Raw genomic sequence first — 13,445 nt, 5'->3', positions numbered from 1 at the left:
CTGATCTTACACGTGGCCACCAAATTCGGAACCACCGTGGTGCAGTGTGCTGTTGCCGAAGCTGTGCGTGGCAACGCTGTGCGTGGTGGTGCTGCTGCTACTGCTGACGAGCAGGGGGTTCGCCTGCACAGCGTCCAGCGTATAGGCGTGGATGTAGTCGATCTTCATCTCGGCCGGCGTGGCGAGATGGTCCGGCGGCGCGCCGGCTTGACCGCCGATCGCAAGATCGACCAGCATGTACATGGGCTTGTTCATGTCGGACGGTGTCGCCGCTTCCGCAACCTGCACGCTATCATAGGTCCAGATAAGCTTGTCCGGTGTCCACAGCACACCATAGGTGTGGAAGCCTGCGGTATCCATGACGTTCACCGTGGTCGAGACCTTGGTGTGCGTTCCCGTCTCGTTGCTGTGCGCGGTCATCACAAGCGAGTTGGGCTTCTGCCCGTACATTTCCACCGCGTCCAATTCCGGCGGCCACGAGCCGTCTTCCGGCAGCAGCCAGAAGGCCGGCCAGGCGCCGGCGTGCTCGGGCAGGTCGGCGCGCATTTCGAAATAGCCATAAGTCTGCGAGAAGGAGTCGTGCGTCGTCAGGATGCCGGATGTGTACTCGTAATTGTTGATCAGCGGCTTGATATCCGCCGGTGTCTGCGCGGCAGTGATGGTGAGCACGCCGTTGTTCACGCTAAACGGGTGGACGGAGCTCGTCGGGACATAACTCGCGTCGATATACCACTGCAGCTCGCCATTGCCGGTCAAGGTACTGCCGTTGGGCGCTCCCCACCAGAAGTTGGTGTCCCACGTGCCGCCTTGGCTATTATGAAGGCTCAATGCGTTGAAATCGTCGTTGAAGGACAGGGTCATTCCGACCTTGTTAATCGGCAGCTCGAACTGGCTGGGCTGGAATTTGTCGATGGTCCTGTCCTTGAACTCGAGGATCTCGCCGGATCCGAGATTCAAGATCACGTTCGGTCCAGCCTGGATCATGTTCGCGTGGATGGCGTCGAAGGACATGAACCCATAGCCATCGAGACGGACGGTGTCGGTCGCGGCGAAATTGGCGATCAGGTCGCTTCCGTTGCCGTTCGCGATGATGAAAGTGTCGTAGCCGCCGCCACCGTCGATCAGAACATCATTGCCCTTGCCGCCGTCCAGCGTCTGGTGGCCGGCCTTGGCGGTGATGATGTTGTCCAATCCATTTCCGAATGCATAGTTGTTGGCGTTGGTTACGACCAGATTCTCGACGTTGCCCGGGAGCGTGTAGCTCATCCATGTGCTGATCGTGTCGATCCCTTGGCTGCCGGCCTCCGCCACCTTGTTGCCCGCCGCGTAGAGGTAGTAGATGTCGTCGCCATAGCCACCGTGCATGGTGACATTGACGCCGGATGCTCCGTAGAAGGTGTCGTTTCCGGGGGTGCCGTACAAGTCCGATCCAGCCCCTGAGGCCGAGAACCAATGACTTGAAGATCCACTGTAGGGAAGAGGAACGCCTATAGCGTTGACGATCGTCGTCATAACCCAGACCCTCCTCGTAGTGCGTGACCTTGCCTGAAACCGCCGATGCGCGTTCGACCGATCACTGCCGGACCAACTTGTTATTCAAATGATAGTTTCACGGAATAACCATGTAGTACAGAGAAAAAATCTCCACGGATCGATTAACAGGTAGAATGAGGGAATTTGCCAATACAACTTAAGCGTGAAGCCATGCCAATTTTATACAATATTGCTGAATTTCTGCCTAACTGGTTCGGCAGGCCGTCGCGGGTGAATGCATTTGTTTCAACGTCGCCGCTCTGACCTGGGCGGAGGTTCGAATCGGCCAAGCCTTCGGAAGCACCCATAGCTTTGGAAGCGGCACAACGGTGAATGCCACAGGGGTCCGTGGCTGGGGAGCCAGTTCTCATCCATGTTGCCGTTGAGGTCGGCCGCGCCGAGCCACCGCTGTGAGCCTCTCCCAGGTCATATTTAAAAAAGGAATATGCCTCGAGCGTGCCGGCAGACCAATTAGACCGCACAGGCGAGGTGTCGGCGATCGGCGCATTGCCGCCTTCGGGTCACGATGACCGGCGCCGCTCACGCCTTGCCCATCGCGATCGACTTCAGGAACGCCGCCAGTCCCCCTTCGACACCGCCGCCTCGAAGCCTGCTTCGCACATGGTTTCGATCGCGGCCGCCGTGGTGCCGCGATAGCCGAGGAAGGCTTCCGCCGTGTCGGCCGGCGAGGCGTCGTGGAGCTCCAGCAGCCGGCCGGTTCCGGTGAGCACCGTGGCGACGGCGCGGCGCGCCACGTCCGGCGCGATGCCGAAGGCAACGGCGTCGCATACCATGGCGTCGGCGAGCAGGGCAGGGAAGGCGGCGCCGCTGGCTTTCGCGATCGTCGTTGCAATCGTCCTGCCGACTGTGACCCGTTGTCTTAGTCACCTATGATCTGATCGAGGTTCCCGGCCAGAAGGCGGGCTGCTTTGTCGGCCAGCGCTTTGGCCGCAAGACCTGGCCAGCGCCCGAGAGGACGCCGGCCGAGTAAGGGCGCTGCCAATCTCCCCTTGAGGCGGAGATGTTGCCGACAGAGGCGGTCGTAGCGCCGCTTCCGGCGGCGCCGATGAGAAAGAATGCGCGACCAGCGCTTCTCGGGCTGCTTCGCCGCGCGTCCTTAACTTCCGAACCGACGACGACGACGATCAGATACCATCTCTGGTTAGTAGTCGCCGTTGTAGTACCGGTCGTCGCAAGGCGCAGTGTAGATGCGGCCGTAGCGGTCCTGGTAGCGGCAGAGCTGCTCGCCGCGGCGCTGCGGGGTGGTGGCCGAGCCGACGACCGCGCCGAGCAGGGCGCCGCTGGCAGCACCGATGACCGTGCTCTTGGTGTTGCCGCCGATGGCTTGGCCGACGAGGGCGCCGCCGGCGCCGCCGATCAGCGCGCCGGTTCCGGCCCGCTGCTGGCCCTCGGTCTGCGCGCAGCCCGCCAGTGCTGCGGTCATCAGCACGGCGGCTATGGCTTGGTGAAAGTTCATGTGAGGTCTCCCTTGAAGGCCTAAAATCCCTATGGCTCGTCCCGTGCCGCTGCATTGCGGCGGAACGGGGGCACGGGGCCTCACGAAAGAAAACATGGTTTCTCGGGCGTTGATTGAGGCTTGCCTTCGAGTTTCGAGCATCGTGCCATAGCAACAAGGCTCCATTTGACACAAAGTGTCCATGAAAATTTAACGAAATTCCAGCGCCAGTCCGTTAGATTGGCAGGTTTAGGCGAACGTTCAAACTGCCTTTTAGGCGCTGGATGATGGAACAGGTCCATGCGGCCCGTCGAGCTGCAGATGGCGCGCATTCATCATAGATCCAGCGCACTGTCTAAATTTCACCAGGTGGTCCAGGCGGGTCGTTAAATTGTTGCCTGAAAAGGTGCGCGGCAGCAGGGTGACCATTGATCTCTTGGTTTATGTACTGATCACATGTGCTGTAGGCGGCTGGGCTTATTCCAGCGGTCACAGGGCTGGCCGAGTGTCCCAATTGAGGGACGAGGTGTCGGCCTATAACAGGTGGATTGGCCTGGATAACAAGTCGAATGAGTTGGCCCAAGTCTTTCTTTGCCAGGAACTCGGCGGCACCCTCGAAGAGTGTCAGAAGATCGGCCGCTGACCTCACGCTCCCCTCAGGGTGCCGGCTCGTCTATAGCCGTTCGATTGTCTTTGTGACGCGGCGGGGCTGACAGTTTGCCCGACTGGCGCCGATCTGGCCATTTTCCCAACAGCGGAGCCGTTTCGTTTCCGCTTGCCGAGGTGCCTATGATCGGGATCAGCGATCCTTCCGTCTTGTTCGTGGTGCTCCGAGATTTCAGCTGCTTTATCTCGTCATCGCGCCGCGCGATACGGCTTTCAAGATTGGCGATGCGTTCTGTCAAAAAGTAGCGGCCCACGGCGAACCCTCCGCTGCCAAAGAGCAAGGCGAAGATTGCAAAGGGTGCGGGATTGGCGATTACCAACGTCGCATTCGCCTGGAAGAAATCGATCAAGTCATGCATGTCCAAGTCTCTCAATTTCTCGGTAACCTGTGGACTTCTAACCTCGCAGGACCGGCCCCCGGTCGCCACTGGTGCAGAAAAGCGCAAGCTGAACAGAGCCCTTTTCCATAGCGCTTGATGAGTCGGGCCGGCCTCTCACCTCAGCATCCTGTGAGCATTTTGGTACGGGGCCTGCATAGCCGTTTGCAGCGGCCCACTGTGGGCTCGCCTGGTGTCGGGATTCTTTTCCACGCCATGTCGGCTGTTGTAGTAAATCAACATCACCCTGGGTCGGCGTCGGACGACAGCGTGCAAGCGGCTGCAGACCATCGCATCCGGAGATCGGCCCCGGTTCGATGCGCGTTCCCTCCCGGCCCTAACCTCCGTTCTGAGAATGTCCTCGGCGGGTCCACATTTAGCAACGACCCTGCCTCATTTTAGGCAATGAGGGGCAGCAACGCGACAACGACGTCGCCGCGAGCCTTATCAATCGTCCACCGATCCGTGTTACCAATTCAGGCATAACCTCACCAGTCGGCGTGCCTCGGCGCTTCCGGCATAGCCTTTTCTGCTCAGATACTGCCATGAATAAGGAACACATTCCTCTCTGGTCAAGGCTTCATTTTAACTATCTGTTCACTTTTTGTTCATGTTTGCAGCGGCGATTGTCCCTTTGACCAACCCAGCCAAATCATAGGCCGGCAGATCACCAAATCGAGGAACCGCGCACAATCGCCAACCTTGGGGCGAATGGACCAAGAGACCCATACGCTTCAAAGGTCGCATGGCCTTGAACTGGCTCATAGGCCAGGCGGTGCACGAGGCGAACGCGCCGCGATACGAGAGATTATTGACGAAGGGATAGCCGGCCTAGCTGCTCAGCCGTAGGGAGCATGACCAGTGCGGCGGGACTTGTGGAGAGGGCTGCCGCACTGGTCACTCTTTCACGGGGACAACCGCAATTTAAGGGCACGTCAGCGCCCGCGCAATTTCGCCAAAAGGATTACCCAGCCGTAGGGGAATGGCTATAGCCGCAACAAAAACCCCGGATCATGCCGGGGCTCTTTGTGATCTGATCGCAATTCGGTCCAGCTTGGGAGCCTTTACAACCTTTTTCAACGCGCGGTCAAAGGCTTCCTGTGACTCGTCGGTTTACTATCCGCGAGCGGCGTCGCGAAACTTGTCCACTTGAACTCTTGCCGGTCTTTAATGATTCCGGTTTTTTCATGGGCCTTGAACTTTCTCGGATGCATGAGCTGCTTGCGGGGCGGAATGTTCCTGTCGAAGTAGGTCTACTAAAACCGCTGCGCACTTTTGGGCGACATATACTAGTGCCCGGTTCCCGCAGCCTTTTGCCGACGACACTTGACCGCCTCCAGCAGTTCGCGCTCGCCGGTGTGAACATTTTGAAAAATGGCCACGACCATCACCGCCAAGATTTCGGCGTCCGGGTCTAAAGGGTCGAGATGTTCATTCGCGCAGACCCGATCGAACACACGTTCGCAAATAGCCAGATCGTGAGGGCTGAGGCAGGAGTGATTGAAACGCCGACGCAGCATCTGTGCGAACCTTTCAGCGCCTGCCGCCCGTGCTTTGCGGCGGGCTTTTTAGTGATGAACCGCTGACACGATGGAATGCTTTGGTGGCAATATCGTCCACAGGTGTATCGGAATCAGTTTACCTGCTGACTGATGATTGCTCTGTTAAGAGTCCCAAAATCAGCGCGCACTCACGAGCTCTATATTGCCCGGCAGTCATAAGCTGGTAGTAATCTTGCTGCTTGTCTTCCGGAACGTGAAATCCGCGTCGAAATTCCGCCGCTTCTTTCGGAGTTCGTGTACAGCCGACTTTGCTGGCGGTGACTTTCAAACTTGCCAGAGAGCATCCGATCTTTGCCGCAATAGCTTTCAACGGCTCATTGTTACCGTATCCTTCAAGAATTACCTTGCGACGATCTTCGCCGTTGAGCTTTGTGTTCATTTCGACGACATCCTCAACTCACTATTTCACGATGCCAGATTTTATACGCATCAGGTTGAAGAGTGTCGTTATCTTCGCATCCAGAAACTTATCCCGGGATGCATTTCTTGCTGTAATTCAGCGTGATCGCCGTTTCGGTCGACTGGAGTTCCGCCAGCCTTGCCAGATGCCTGAAATACACCACATGATTGAAAGGGGCATGGGCATACCCGATTCGGATATGGCACCACGCGATGGACACCAAGAGGCAAGACGAGGCTCCTGCGAGGCAGCCGCGGGACCGTGACCGACGTCGTTGGTCGCGCGAAGACCAACCCCGCAACGAGGCCGCTCCATCGTTCGCGCCGGCGCTGGAACCTCTGTCCTTTTCAACGCTCGAGCTGGCGCCAGGGGATCAATTCGCCGCTTGGCAAGCGCAAATGGCGCCGCTTGTCGAGGTCAGGTTGCCGGATGACAAATCGCTGGACGATGGTTTCCCCGCCGACCACACAGCCTGGAATCTCGGTGGCGTGCTGATCGTTCAACAGCGCGCGCCGGCACATAGCTACATGCGTTCCGCCGCGAAGCTCCGATCCAGTTCGATCGATCACTGGTACACATCGTCTTGCCGCGTAGTGGCCGGTCATGGACGGAGGTCGATCGCCGCGTTGCGGAAAACCAGCCGGGCAAGTTGGAGATCAGGTCGCTTGGCTACCCGTTTCGCGGGAGGGTAACGGACTCGGAAAGCCCGCGAGACATATCTACCGACATTGCCGCGTGACAAATGACCGAGGAGACATTTCCGATGAAGGCAATCGTTGTGACGGATCAGGCTGCGGGAACGGCCGGAATGAGGCTCGTGGAGCGACCCGAGCCACAGGCAGCGATAAACGACGTCGTCGTTCAGGTTCATGCGTCAGGGTTCGTCCCGACTGAGTTGGCGTGGCCCTCAACCTGGACCGATCGCGTCGACCGTGACCGGACGCCATCGATCCCCGGGCACGAGTTGGCCGGAGCGGTCACCGCCCTCGGCTACGGCACAACGGGACTGTCGGTGGGCCAGCGGGTGTTCGGTCTCACCGATTGGTATCGTGACGGCACCCTGGCGGAGTATGTGGCCGTCGAGGCACGCAACCTCGCGCCGTTGCCAGGCGACGTCGACTTTGCGGTAGGCGCTGGTTTGCCGATCTCGGGCCTGACCGCGTGGCAGGGACTGTTTCAGCACGGCCGCCTTCAGGCGGGGCAGAGCGTCCTCGCGCACGGCGCGGCCGGCGCAGTCGGGTCGATGGTGACGCAACTCGCACGTGAGGCCGGCGCCTACGTCATCGGCACCGGACGCGCCCCCGACCGTCAGAAGGCGCTCGACTTTGGCGCGAACGAGTTCGTCGACCTTGAGAACGACGCCCTGGAAGACGTCGGCGGCGTCGATCTGGTTTTCGATGTCATCGGCGGCGACATCCAGAAGCGGTCCGCGGGCCTGATTCGAGCCGGAGGAACACTGGTGACAATCGTCGGACCGGCCGAGGCGCGGCCTGCGGACGGACTGGCGATCGACTTCGTTGTCGAGTCCGATCGTGCCCAACTGAGTGAGATCGTCCAGCGAGTGCGGGATGGGCGGCTACGGACAAACATCGGCAACGTCTCGACCCTCGATGACGCCGTCGCCGCCTTCAACTCGACCGAGCGACGGACAGGGAAGACGATCATCCGCGTTCGTCCGTGAGGCCCGGAACGGCGAGCGGTTCTGCCCTCATTAGATTCTGAACTGGCTTCCCATCCCCGCAATATTGGACAGCGAGCTGGCTTCTTCTTCTGGTACAGAACGGCTTCACGTGACCAGTCTATGGACCGCGCACCAGCAACCGCACCGGGGCTCATTCGTTGGCCTGCCGCGAACGGCAATGTCAGCTCTCGCGGTTCGATCCATGAACGGCCCTACTGGCCTGGCGATCCTGGATGACTGAAATGGGGCCGCAACCTGATCGTCCGCGATTGGGAGCCACATGGGGCTCACGCAGCTGTTCCGGCCTTTCTGTCGGTTGTGTGATTTCAATTCATGACATCTTGCGTGTCTTTCCAACGCGAGCGGACTTTCGAGGCCATAGCAAAAAGATGCTGCCGAGCCTTGCGGCACGGCAGCGTCTTTTGCTTTTCGCGATGTTGTCCCGATCAGGCCTCCAGGATAGCCACGATCTCGTAGGTATCCGGATCGACGATGACTATGCGTCCGTCGGCCAGCACGAAATATTCGTAGCGTTCATAAGCCGGGACGATCTTGACGATACGCGGTGGCAGCCGATGCAGGCGGATCTTATGCCGGGGCACCTCGACGCCGACTGAGATGTCGAAGCCGACATCGCGAACCGGCTGGACGTGGGTCTCGTGGATGATCTGCGTGATCTGCGTCTTCTGCTCGACCGTCACGTTGTTGATCGAGGCCGTCTTGTTCTGGTCGGTCTGGACGTTGGCGTTGCCCTGGGCGTTCTGCTCGGTGGTTGTACCGGTCTTACCCTGGGCATTCTGCTGGGTCGGCATCTTGGTCGTACCCTGGGCGTTCTGCTCAGTGGCGGTGCCGGTCTTGCCCTGGGCGTTCTGCTCAGTGGTTGTACCGGTCTTACCCTGGGCGTTCTGCTGGGTTTGCATCTTGGTCGTACCCTGGGCGTTCTGCTCAGTGGTGGTGCCGGTCTTGCCCTGAGCATTCTGCTCAGTGGTCTTCATCTTGGTCTTGCCTTGGGCCTGCTCATTCGTCTTCGAACCCTTCGGGCAATTGGTCATGCCGGTCTGGCACTTGGCCGTACCCTGAGCCTGCTCCTCGGTGTTGGTGCCGGCTTTGCCTTGGGCCTGCTCATCGGTCTTCACCTTGGCCTTACCCTGAGCCTGCTCCTCGGTGTTAGCGCCGGCCTTGCCTTGGGCCTGCTCATCGGTCTTCACCTTGGCCTTACCCTGGGCCTGCTCCTCGGTGTTGGCGCCGGCCTTGCCCTGGGCATTCTGCTCGGTCTGCGACTTCATCTTGCTTTGGGGCTGCTCGCCCGCCTTGCCGCCCTTCTGACAGTCGGCCTGGCCGGCGGCGCAATTGTCGCCTCCGCTCGGCTGCGCGGATTCGGTCTGCGCCATCGCGGCGCCGCAACCGACGCCGAGCGCGATCATGCTCGTGATCAGAAGATGTTTCATCTGATTTCTCCTTCGGAACTCGGTCCCTTCATTCCATAAACCGCAGGCGAAAGGCATGGTTCCGAAATTTGCCCGCAAAACCCGGTGAAGGCCGACAGCAATTTTGTCAGGAACAAGGCTCGGCCGCGCTCGATGAAGCCTGGCCATGAACGCCGGCTTCGGCGAGTACTACACGCTCGGCGGCGTCGGCGAGACGCCCGAGTGGCAAGAGGTGATGGCAAAGCGCCTGCCCTATTGGGTCGGCGATCTGCCGCGCGAAGTCCATCGGATCACATGCAGCGTGGGCGTGCAGAAGCGCTCGGTCTTCTATGGCGTCCGTGGCTCCGGCGTGCGGAATTCGTCCAATCCTATACGCCGCATTCGTGATCGCGCTGCTACGCTACTGCCAGGAGAATAACCGGCCGCATCAAGGTACCGTGATCATCGATTCCCCCCTGACGAGTTATAAGAAAGAGGGAAAAGCAGTCAGTGACGATGAGCGCGTAAACGCTGGAGTCTAAGCTGCATTCTGGGAGTCTTTCTCGGTTGGGCTCATGCGTTCCTCGCATTGACTCCGCGTTGCCGCCCCTCCACCGGTCAGTTTGATTGAAATTGTGCCGAGAGCAGATTTGGTGGAAAATGGTCATCGAAGCGATTGCGCAAACGTTTCGACAGCGCTACCGTAGTCCTAAATCCGCCAGAACCAATGAGAGCGGACCGGAAACGCATCATCAGGGAGGAGCGCTTGCCAGCAATCCAATTGAGCCGCCATGCCGACAATGGCTGAGGTCGCTCGCCGCGCCGGCGTGTCGATTTCGACCGTCTCGCATGTCATCAACCGGACCCGCTTTGTCTCGCCGGAGAAGGCGCGGCTGATCAATGACGCGATTGCCGCGATGGGCTATCAGCCCAACGAGCTGGCGCGATCGCTGAAGGTGGCCTCGACCAACAGCGTCGGCCTGGCGATCTCGGCGATTTCCAACCCCTATTTCACCGACATCATCTGCGCGGTGGAAGCCGAATGCGCGCGTCTTGGCCTCATGGTGTTCCTCTCCGACACGCAGGAGGATCCCGATCGCGAGCTGTCGGTGGTGCGCGCCTTCCATCAGCGGCGGGTCGACGGTGTTATCCTGGCACCGTCGGGCGCGCCGCAGCGCGCCATCGACTATTTGGCCGAGAAGAAGCTGCCCTGCGTGCTTATCGACCGCTTCGCCGATCAGCGCTTTGACCAGATCGGTGTCGAGAACGAAACGGCGATGCGGGCGCTCATCGACCACGTCGCCTCCTTCGGTCACAAGCGCATCGGCTATCTCGCCGGCCAGCCGGGCTTGGCGACGACGCGTGAGCGCATCGAGGCTTTTCGCGCCTCGCTTGCCGCCAATGGACTTGAATGCCTGCCGCAGTATGTCTCGTGCGAGAACGTCGACACGGTGAGCGCCACGGCGTCAACCCACGCCATTCTGTCCCTGCCGTCGTCGCCCACGGCATTGATCACCGGCAACAATATGACGACCATCGGAGCAGTACGGGCAATCCGCGAAAGGGGTCTCTCGATACCAGGGGATATCTCGCTTGCCGGTTTCGACGATTTCGAATGGGCCGATTGCTTCGAGCCGCGACTGACACTCGTCGCGCAGCCCTGCACGGAGATCGGCCGGCAGGCCGCGGCCTTGCTCTGCGCCCGCATTGCGTCGAGCGGCCTGGAGCCGCAGGCGGTCCGGCTGCAGGCGACGCTGCAGGCCCGCCAATCCTGTGCGAGGCCGGCATGAGCGCGCCGCTGCTTTCCGTCACCGGTGCGGTCAAGCGCTTCGGCGGTGTCCAGGCGCTGCGCGGCGTCGACTTCGACCTCAAGGCCGGGGAAATCCACGCACTGCTCGGCGAGAACGGCGCCGGCAAGTCGACGCTCATGAATCTCTTATCGGGCGTCTACATCCCGGACGAGGGCAGCATCCTCATCGACGGCAAGCAGGTAGCCTTCGACAATCCGCGCGAGGCGCAGGCGGCCGGCATCGCCACCATCTTTCAGGAACTCGACCTGGTGCCGACGCTCGACGTCGCGGCCAATCTGTTCCTTGGCCGCGAACTGATACGGCCGGGCGGTTTCCTCGACGTGCCGGCGATGCGGGGCGAGGCCCGCAAACGCTTGGAAGCCATCGAGCTTGCCATAGATCCGGCCAGCATGGTCGCCGATCTGTCGATCGGTCAGCGCCAGGTCGTGGCAATCGTCAAGGCGCTGTCCTACGCCTCGCGCGTTTTGATCATGGATGAACCTACGGCGGCACTGACGGTCGGCGAGGTCGAAAGACTGTTCGACATCATGCGCAAGCTCGCCGGCAGCGGTGTCGGCATCGTCTATATATCGCATCGCCTGGAAGAGGTGCCGCTGATCGCCGACCGGGTGACAGTGATGCGCGACGGCCGTGTTGCGGGCGTCACCGAGCCGCGCGCGCCGCAGGCGCAGTTGGTTCGGCTGCTGGTCGGGCGGCCGCTGGACGAGCTTTATCCCGAACGCACCAGGATCGCCGGCAAGACGCTGCTTAGCCTGCGCGACGCGAGCTTCCGGCTTGCCCATGAAAGTGCCGGATGGCAGCCGCCGACCGGCATCTCGCTCGACGTCAATGCCGGTGAGATCGTCGGGCTGGCCGGGATCATGGGGGCAGGGCGTACGGAACTGCTGAGCGCGCTCTATGGCGCCGGTCTGTCCGGCCGTTGGGAAGGCGAGGTCGCCATTGACGGCCGGCCGGTGAAATTGAATTCGATCAAGGCCGCGCGCGACGCGGGCATCGCCTTCGTCACCGACGATCGCCGAGGCAGCGGCCTGATGCTCAGAATGGCGGTAGGCCTCAACCTCGTTATGTCGGTGATCCGCCGCATCTCGCCGGCAGGCCTGATGTCGCCGCGCCGCCAGGCTGATGCGGTCAGGCAGTCATTCGGCCAGTTCGACATCAGGCCGAAGAACTCTGACATCGCCGTCGGCGCACTTTCGGGCGGCAACCAGCAGAAGGTGGTGCTGGCCAAGGAGATCCTCGGCAATCCCCGGCTGCTGCTGCTCGACGAGCCGACACGCGGCGTGGATGTCGGCGCCAAGGGCGAGATCTATGCGCGGCTGCGGCAACTCGCGGCGCAAGGGCTCGGCATCCTGGTCGCCTCCAGCGAGATGCCGGAGCTGATCGGCCTGTGCGATCGCATAGTGGTGCTGCGCCAGGGGCGCAATGTGGCGGAATTCATCGGCGGCGTCGACGAGCACACGGTGCTTGCCGCGGCAAACGGCAGGGAGGCCTGATGGCGCAGGACAAGATTTTGATCGCAGGGGCGCCTGTGGTTCCCGTGCCGGCAGCAAAGCATCGCGACCCGCTGGCCCTCATCGTGCGTTTTCAGAGCTTGATTGGACTGGTCCTGGTGGCGATCGGCGGCATCATCTTCTCGCCGCGCCGGCATGGCGAGATCCTGTTCCTCAACCCCGACAACATCGCCAACATCGTGCGCGCCGTGTCGGAAACCGGCATCATCGCCATCGGCATGACCTTCGTCATCATCACCGCCGGCATCGACCTCTCGGTCGGCGCCGTGCTTGGCCTTTCCAGCGTGGTGACCGCATCGATGATGATTTCGGGTGGCTTTGGCCTCATCCCGACCATCCTTGCCGTGCTGGTCATGGGCATCGTCTTCGGCACGATCCAGGGCACCATCTCCAGCCGCTTCCGGCTCGAGCCGTTCATCGTCACGCTGGCCGGCCTGCAGGCGGCGCGCGGCCTGGCGCTGGTGGTGTCGGGCAATCAGTACATCAACATTTCCTATGGCGACGGGCCTGGCTTGGCGCCCCCGGTGTTCGCGGTGCTTGGCGAACGCCTGTTCAGCAACACCGTTCCGGTGGCCACCATCGTGTTCATCGCCTTTGCCGCGATCGCCACGGTGGTGCTCAACACCACACGTTTCGGCCGCTATGTCTTTGCCGTCGGCGGCAATGAGCGCGCCGCGCGCATTTCCGGCGTGCCGGTGTCGATGGTGAAGATCTCGGTCTATGCCATCACCGGCTTTGCCTCCGCACTTGCCGGCATCGTGCATGCCGGCCAGTTCAATTTCGGCAGCGCCAATGACGGCATGGGCTACGAGCTCACCGCAATCGCCGCCGTGGTCATTGGCGGCACCAGCCTGTTCGGCGGTGCCGGCTCGATGGTCGGCACCGTTGCCGGCACCATCATGCTCGGCGCGCTGGCCAACATCCTTCAGCTCAACAACATCACCCCCGCCATGCAGCTGCTCGCGACCGCCGCGATCATCGTGCTGGCGGCAGTGCTTCAATCCCTCGTTCGCCGCCGCGAGGGGTTGGGCCGTTAGGACGA

At 61.0% G+C, this 13,445-nt stretch carries 11 protein-coding genes and 1 pseudogene; 5 read left to right on the top strand and 7 right to left on the bottom strand.

Annotated features, from left to right (window positions below):
- Window positions 1-6: 6 nt before the first annotated feature.
- The 6 genes and pseudogenes from eglC to NKJ89_RS18740 all read right to left on the bottom strand — a co-directional run bounded on the left by eglC (window position 7) and on the right by NKJ89_RS18740 (window position 5,973).
- Complete coding sequence (eglC, locus tag NKJ89_RS18765) at window positions 7-1,512, bottom strand: endo-1,3-1,4-beta-glycanase EglC (RefSeq protein WP_352604582.1); 1,506 nt, start codon at window positions 1,510-1,512, stop codon at window positions 7-9.
- Window positions 1,513-2,073: 561 nt separating this feature from the next.
- Window positions 2,074-2,363, bottom strand: a pseudogene (locus NKJ89_RS18760) (pyrroline-5-carboxylate reductase family protein); the annotation flags it as partial.
- 332 nt (window positions 2,364-2,695) lie between these two features.
- On the bottom strand, window positions 2,696-3,010 hold the full coding sequence (locus NKJ89_RS18755) for a YMGG-like glycine zipper-containing protein (RefSeq protein WP_023759992.1): 315 nt from the start codon (window positions 3,008-3,010) through the stop codon (window positions 2,696-2,698).
- 635 nt (window positions 3,011-3,645) lie between these two features.
- Window positions 3,646-4,014, bottom strand: coding sequence for a hypothetical protein (locus NKJ89_RS18750; protein ID WP_352604580.1), 369 nt, complete (start codon window positions 4,012-4,014; stop codon window positions 3,646-3,648).
- A gap of 1,307 nt (window positions 4,015-5,321) precedes the next feature.
- Window positions 5,322-5,552, bottom strand: coding sequence for a hypothetical protein (locus NKJ89_RS18745; protein ID WP_031260381.1), 231 nt, complete (start codon window positions 5,550-5,552; stop codon window positions 5,322-5,324).
- 118 nt (window positions 5,553-5,670) lie between these two features.
- Window positions 5,671-5,973 (bottom strand): hypothetical protein, encoded by a 303-nt coding sequence (locus NKJ89_RS18740; RefSeq protein ID WP_352604578.1) that lies wholly within the window; start codon window positions 5,971-5,973, stop codon window positions 5,671-5,673.
- A gap of 784 nt (window positions 5,974-6,757) precedes the next feature.
- Between NKJ89_RS18740 and NKJ89_RS18730 the strand changes: the two genes are divergently transcribed.
- Complete coding sequence (locus NKJ89_RS18730) at window positions 6,758-7,675, top strand: NADP-dependent oxidoreductase (RefSeq protein ID WP_352604576.1); 918 nt, start codon at window positions 6,758-6,760, stop codon at window positions 7,673-7,675.
- Between the two features lie 446 nt (window positions 7,676-8,121).
- On the opposite strand, the gene NKJ89_RS18725 is transcribed toward NKJ89_RS18730, so the two are convergent.
- Complete coding sequence (locus NKJ89_RS18725; RefSeq protein WP_352604575.1) at window positions 8,122-9,123, bottom strand: DUF1236 domain-containing protein; 1,002 nt, start codon at window positions 9,121-9,123, stop codon at window positions 8,122-8,124.
- A gap of 145 nt (window positions 9,124-9,268) precedes the next feature.
- Between NKJ89_RS18725 and NKJ89_RS18720 the strand changes: the two genes are divergently transcribed.
- From NKJ89_RS18720 to NKJ89_RS18705, 4 genes are all read left to right on the top strand, one after another.
- Window positions 9,269-9,520 carry a hypothetical protein gene (locus NKJ89_RS18720; protein WP_352604573.1) on the top strand — a complete coding sequence of 84 codons (252 nt, stop codon included), beginning with the start codon at window positions 9,269-9,271 and terminating at the stop codon, window positions 9,518-9,520.
- A 352-nt stretch (window positions 9,521-9,872) separates the two neighbouring features.
- Complete coding sequence (locus NKJ89_RS18715; protein ID WP_352604571.1) at window positions 9,873-10,871, top strand: LacI family DNA-binding transcriptional regulator; 999 nt, start codon at window positions 9,873-9,875, stop codon at window positions 10,869-10,871.
- The gene (locus NKJ89_RS18710) at window positions 10,868-12,385 is read left to right on the top strand and encodes a sugar ABC transporter ATP-binding protein (protein WP_352604569.1); all 1,518 of its coding nucleotides are present in this window, start codon (window positions 10,868-10,870) and stop codon (window positions 12,383-12,385) included. Before NKJ89_RS18715 ends, NKJ89_RS18710 begins: the two co-directional genes overlap by 4 nt.
- Window positions 12,385-13,440: an ABC transporter permease gene (locus tag NKJ89_RS18705; RefSeq protein WP_352604567.1), complete on the top strand. Its 1,056-nt coding sequence runs from the start codon at window positions 12,385-12,387 to the stop codon at window positions 13,438-13,440. Before NKJ89_RS18710 ends, NKJ89_RS18705 begins: the two co-directional genes overlap by 1 nt.
- Window positions 13,441-13,445 lie beyond the last annotated feature (5 nt).

This window comes from Mesorhizobium sp. M0047 (assembly GCF_040323315.1).
Classification (GTDB): domain Bacteria; phylum Pseudomonadota; class Alphaproteobacteria; order Rhizobiales; family Rhizobiaceae; genus Mesorhizobium.
Note: the sequence above shows the minus strand (reverse complement) of the source record. Positions and strands in the feature narration are given on the sequence as shown.